We start from the raw sequence: 5488 nt of genomic DNA on the forward strand, positions 1-5488 counted from the left end.
TCGTTGCCGGCGAAGTGGAACTGCGCCGGCACGGTGAGACGGGCGGCCTTGTCGAGGTGCCGGTGGATGCCCCCCGGGTAAAAGCTCACGACCCGGTCCGCACCGGACTCGATACCAGCCAGATAGGACAGGATGCCCCCCATGCAATAGCCGAGCGAGGCGACGCTGCCGTCGCACTCGGGTCGCCGGCGTAGCGCCCGGACGGTGCTGGCCAGGTCCTTCACCGCGACCGAGAAGTCGATCTCGCCGACCAGCCGGAAGGCGGTCTCCATGTCGTCTCCCTCGTAGGCGAGCTCCACGCCGGGCGACTGGCGCCAGAATACGTCCGGGGCGAGCACCACATAGCCGTCCAGCGCGTACTGCTCGGCGACGCTGCGGATATGGTGATTGACGCCGAAGATCTCCTGGATCAGGACGATGCCGGGACCCCGGCCCGCCGGCGGCAGTGCCAGGTATCCCCTGAAGGTCCGGTCGTCGTGGCTGGCGATATCGATCCACCGGGTGTCGACGGCTTGCAGTGGCATGGCTCCTCCGTGGTGGCAGTGGTTTCCCGTGCAAATGGGGGCACGGGCCGCGAACGCAGCGTTGATTCGTCGGCTAATCGTAGGCGGGGTAGGGCGGGGCAGACAACGATGGCCGCCGCGGTCAGTGCGGGGACCACGGGAAGGCCGGCGGGGGAGGCCCGCCGGCCCGTGCGGTCTCACCGCCGGGGGGCTCCGGCGTGTTCAGGCGGCGTCGTTGGCGCGGGTCTCGCCCTCGCCGGCGGGAGCCGTATGGGTGACCTCGCGGGCGAGGCGCTCGCCGAGGCTGCGCACGCCCTGGAGCTCCTGGCCGATGGTGGTGTCGAGCTCCTCGAGGAAGCCGCGCTGGTGCTGCCAGTAGTCCTGCAGCGAGCGCTCGTCGTGTACCGCCATCATGCAGCGCGTCTCCTCCAGCGCCAGCTCCATGCACCGGCGCATGGTATCCATGTGCAGCCGGGTGAGCTGCTCGGCGAAGCCGAGCCAGGCCTCCATGAGCTCGCGTTGCGGGGTGAGCATCGCGCTCCAGTCGGGGCGCGGCATTGACGGGGTTTCGGGTCCGGTCTCCATGGGGTTGCTCCGAGTCATGGCTGAGGGGGGAGCCACAACGTATAGCGCCGGCCGGGCCGGAAGGGAACCGCCGTTCGGCTGCCCGGTGGGCCGCCCGGCGGGTCCCCCGTTCTACCGGTTCGTGCCGCGGAGCCGGGGATGCCCCGCTAGTCCGAGTCCCCGGACTGGTCCAGCCACTCGACGCGGAAGAGATCGAGGCGCCGGTCGCGGGTGTTGCGTACCGAGCCCTCGGCACGCAGCTGGATCAGCCGGTCCATGTCGAGATCGGTGATCAGGGTCATCTCCGTGTTGGGCGTCGACTCCGCCACGATCCCGTCGTGGGGGAAGGCGAAGTCCGAGGGCGAGAACACCGCGGTCTGCGAGTACTGGATCTCGATGTTCTCGACCTTGGGGAGGTTGCCCACGCTGCCGGTGATGGCGACGTAGCACTCGTTCTCGATGGCACGTGCCTGGGCGCAGCGGCGCACCCGCAGGTAGGCGTTCTTGGTGTCGGTCCAGAACGGCACGAAGAGGATCTGCATGCCCTGGTCGGCGAGCAGCCGGCCGAGCTCCGGGAACTCCACGTCGTAGCAGACTAGGATGCCGATACGCCCGGCGTCGGTGTCGAAGATGCGCAGGGCATCGCCGCCCTGGACGCCCCAGTAGAAGCGCTCGTCCGGAGTGGCGTGGAGCTTGTACTGGCTGTCCGTGGTGCCGTCGCGCCGGCACAGGTAGGCGACGTTGTAGAGCACGCTCTCGTCTTCATCGTACAACGGCATGGAGCCGGCGATGATGTTGATGTTGTAGCTCACCGCCAGCCGGGACATCGCCTCGACGATCTCCTCGGTGTACTGCGCGAGCCGGCGCATGGCCTCGGCGGGCTCGTCCTGGTTGAACTGCGCGAGCAGCGGCGCGTTGAAGAACTCCGGGAAGAGGATGAAGTCGCTGTTGTAGCCGGCCATGGCGTCGACGAAGAACTCGATGTTCGTCATCAGGTCGTCGAACGTCTTCACCCGGCGCATCTGCCACTGCACCGTGCCAACGCGCACCAGCGACTTGCGCCCGCCGATCAGCGGACTGCGCTCGGCCTCGTAGAAGATGTTGTCCCACTGCACCAGGGTCGCGTAGGCGTGGGAGTCGCGGTCCTCCGGCATGTAGCCGGTGATCACACGGCGCACGTGGAAGTCGTTGGCGAGCTGGAACGAGAGGATCGGGTCGTAGATCTCCCGGCGCTTGACCAGCTCGATGTACTCCTCGGGCGTCATCTCCCCGGCGTGCTCGCGGTAGCCCGGGATGCGCCCGCCAGCGACGATGGCGCGGAGGTTGAGGCTGCGGCAGAGCTCCTTGCGCGCGTCGTAGAGGCGCCGGCCGAGGCGCATCTCGCGGTAGTCCGGGTCGACGAAGACGTCCACGCCGTAGAGGACGTCGCCGTTGGGGTCGTGGTTGGTGAGGAAACCGTTGCCGGTGATCTCCTCATAGGTGTGCTTGTCGCCGAAGCGGTCGTAGTCGACGATCATCGAGATCACCGCCGCGGCTACACGGCCGTTGTCCTCGATGCAGATCTGTCCCTCCGGGAAGCGGTTCACCTGGGCGGCGAACTGCTTGCGCGACCATGCCCCGCCGAGGGTGTTGTAGACGCGGTCCATGATGTGCTTGACGTCCGGGTAGTCGGACAGCCGCAGGTTCCGCAGGCGCAGGCGGTGCTCCTCGCCGTCCCGCTCGTTGCCTTGGTCGTCGCTTGCACGCATCGGAATTTCTTCGCTTGCCGTAGGTCCGACATGGGAGAATATCATGCCGATCCGGTGGGCCGTCCCCGAGCGCGATCGGCGATGCAGTGACGGGACCGGGGAGCGATCTTCCCAGAGGGATTGTCGCGTGTCAGGGCACCGCGGCGGTTCGGGGGCAGAGCGCGTTCGCGCCGGCGTGGCGGGGCTCACGTCAGGCAGGTGCGATGCCGCCGCCGGACCGCTCCCGCACTCCCTCCGGGCCGGACTGCGTTGCGGTAGGGCAGCGTTGCCCACCGCTCATGTAGTCTGGCACCACCGTGCGGCTCGTGCCTTGCCCCATCGATGCACAGTCCGGCTGACGCGTGACACGACCTCTGAGACGATTAGCAATAACTCGAATGACGCGATCCTCGATCTCTCAAGCCGGCTGCGGGCTGGCACTGGTGCTCGCGCTCTGGGTCCAGGGCGTGCCGGCGGCGTCGCTGCACCTGGACGTGGATGCGCCGGAAGGGCGGGCGCGGCAGAACGTCATGGCCTACCTCGGCGAGCCGCCCGAGGTGGGCAGTGAACGCGAGGCCCGTGCCTACGCCCGCCATACCGTGGATGCCGTGCGCCGTGCCCTCGAGGCGGTGGGCTACTACAACGCCGGCATCGAGACGGACGTCGCCGCTGCGGACGATGGCTGGCGCGTGACCTTCCGCATCGATCCCGGCGAGCCGGTGCATATCCGTAAGCTGGACGTGCGCGTCACCGGCGAGGGCGCGGGTACCAGGCTCTTCGACACGGTGATTGCCAGCCTGCCCCTCGCCGAGGGTGACGCCCTCGACCACGGGGCCTACGAGACCGCCAAGACCCGCCTGCGCAACACCGCACTGTTGAACGGCTACTTCGACGGCGGCTTCGGCGAGCACCGCATCGCCGTGGACACGGAACAGCGCACTGCCGACATCACCCTGGTCTACGACACCGGCCCGCGCTACGAGCTCGGGGAGGTGACCTTCCAGGGCGATCTGCCGTTCAACGACGAGCTCCTGCGGCGTCTGGTGCCCTTTGACACCGGCGCCCCCTACGCTGCGGAACGCGTCGCCGCGCTCAACCGCAACCTGCTCGACAGCGGCTATTTCGGTGACGTCCAGGTCTCCCCCGAGCGCGACGCCGCCGAGCCCGGTGGCGCCGTGCCCGTCACCGTCAACGCCACCGCCCGCGAGCCCAACACGCTCGGCTTCGGTGCCGGTTTCTCCACCGATGAGGGGCCGCGGGCGCGGATCAACTGGCAGCGCCACTGGGTCAACGCCTCGGGCCATACCGCCGGCGCGGAGCTGCGCGTCTCCGCGGTGCGTCAGAACCTCTCGGGGAACTACACCATCCCGTTGCGCGACCCGCTCAACGACGAGCTCCAGCTCCAGGCCGGACTCCAGCGCGAGGACATAGAGGACACCCGGAGCAGCCGGGCCACGCTCGCCGTGCGCCGTCGCCAGCACTTCGATTCCGGCTGGGAGCGGGTGCAGTCCCTGCGCCTGCTCCACGAGGACTTCACCCAGGCGGACCAGGAGGCGACGACGACCCTGCTCATGCCGGGCCTGAGCTTCTCGCGTACCCGCTCCCGCGGCGGCGTCGATCCCTACTGGGGCGACCGCCAGAGCTACAGCATCGAGGTCGCCCAGAAGGGCGTGGGTTCCGACGTCTCCATGGCCCGGGGGCTGGTGGGCATGAAGTGGCTGCGGACCTATTTCGAGCGCCACCAGATCAGTGTGCGCGCCGACCTCGGCGCCATCGCCACCTCCAACTTCGAGCGCATCCCCTCGTCGCTGCGCTTCTTTGCCGGCGGTGACAACAGTGTGCGCGGCTACGGCTACAACACCCTGTCCCCGGAGGACGACGACGGCGACCTGCTCGGCGGGCGCTACCTCGCCACCGGCAGCATCGAGTACGGCTATCGCTTCGCCGAGTCCTGGCGGGCGGCGGTGTTCACCGATGCCGGCAACGCCTTCGACGAGCCGGGCACGGACTTCAAGGTGGGCAGCGGTTTCGGCATCCGCTGGCTCTCGCCGGTGGGCCCGGTGCGGCTGGACTTCGCCTGGGGCGTGAGCGAACCGAACCCGCCGTTCCGTATCCACATCTCGCTGGGGCCGCCGCTGTGATCCGGCGCATCCTCCTCGCAGTCCTCGGCGTGCTGGTGCTCGCTGTGCTCGGCCTGGCCTGGCTGGCCGGTACGACCACCGGCGCCCGCCAGGCCGTCGCGCTTGCCGAGCGCTTCGTGCCCGGCTTCAGCGCCGAGGTCGTCGACGGCAGCCTGTGGCGCGGTGTGAGCCTCAATCGCCTGCGCTACGACATGCCCGGCGTGTCCGTGGCCGCCGACGCGGTGGTCCTGCGCTGGCAGCCCGGCTGCCTGATGGACGGCACGGTCTGCGTGGACCGGCTGGCTACCCGCGGACTCGACGTGGCCGTCGATACCGGCGAGCTGCCGGCAGGGCAGCCGACGGCGCAGCCGGGAGACGGCGGCTTCGCCCTGCCGGTGCGCATCGCCGTCTCCCGCGTCGTCCTGGACGACACCCAGGTACGCGTGGACGAGCGCCGGCTGCGGCTCGCCTCGCTGACCACGGCGGCGGACGCCGCGGGCAACCGGCTTTCGATGGACGAGACGACCCTGGACGGGCTGCAGATCGACCTTCCGGCCCCGCCGGCGGACGGGGG

At 69.3% G+C, this 5488-nt stretch carries 4 protein-coding genes and 1 pseudogene; 2 read left to right on the top strand and 3 right to left on the bottom strand.

All coding sequences use genetic code 11. The features are described 5' to 3' along the window. From G7A99_RS15570 to G7A99_RS15580, 3 genes are all read right to left on the bottom strand, one after another. Positions 1-524: dienelactone hydrolase family protein (locus tag G7A99_RS15570; RefSeq protein WP_163141772.1), on the bottom strand; the 524-nt coding region annotated here is incomplete at its 3' end. Between the two features lie 201 nt (positions 525-725). Next, positions 726-1088 (bottom strand): phasin family protein, encoded by a 363-nt coding sequence (locus G7A99_RS15575; RefSeq protein ID WP_163141775.1) that lies wholly within the window; start codon positions 1086-1088, stop codon positions 726-728. A 146-nt stretch (positions 1089-1234) separates the two neighbouring features. Then, the gene (locus G7A99_RS15580) at positions 1235-2815 is read right to left on the bottom strand and encodes a carbon-nitrogen hydrolase family protein (protein WP_018716328.1); all 1581 of its coding nucleotides are present in this window, start codon (positions 2813-2815) and stop codon (positions 1235-1237) included. A gap of 377 nt (positions 2816-3192) precedes the next feature. On the opposite strand from G7A99_RS15580, the gene G7A99_RS15585 reads away from it, so the two are divergent. Both G7A99_RS15585 and G7A99_RS15590 read left to right on the top strand, forming a co-directional pair. Continuing rightward, on the top strand, positions 3193-4935 hold the full coding sequence (locus tag G7A99_RS15585; protein WP_051088161.1) for an autotransporter assembly complex family protein: 1743 nt from the start codon (positions 3193-3195) through the stop codon (positions 4933-4935). Next, positions 4932-5488: pseudogene (locus G7A99_RS15590) on the top strand (hypothetical protein); the annotation flags it as partial. The gene G7A99_RS15585 and the pseudogene G7A99_RS15590, both read left to right, overlap by 4 nt.

It is taken from the genome of Arhodomonas sp. KWT, assembly GCF_010993615.1.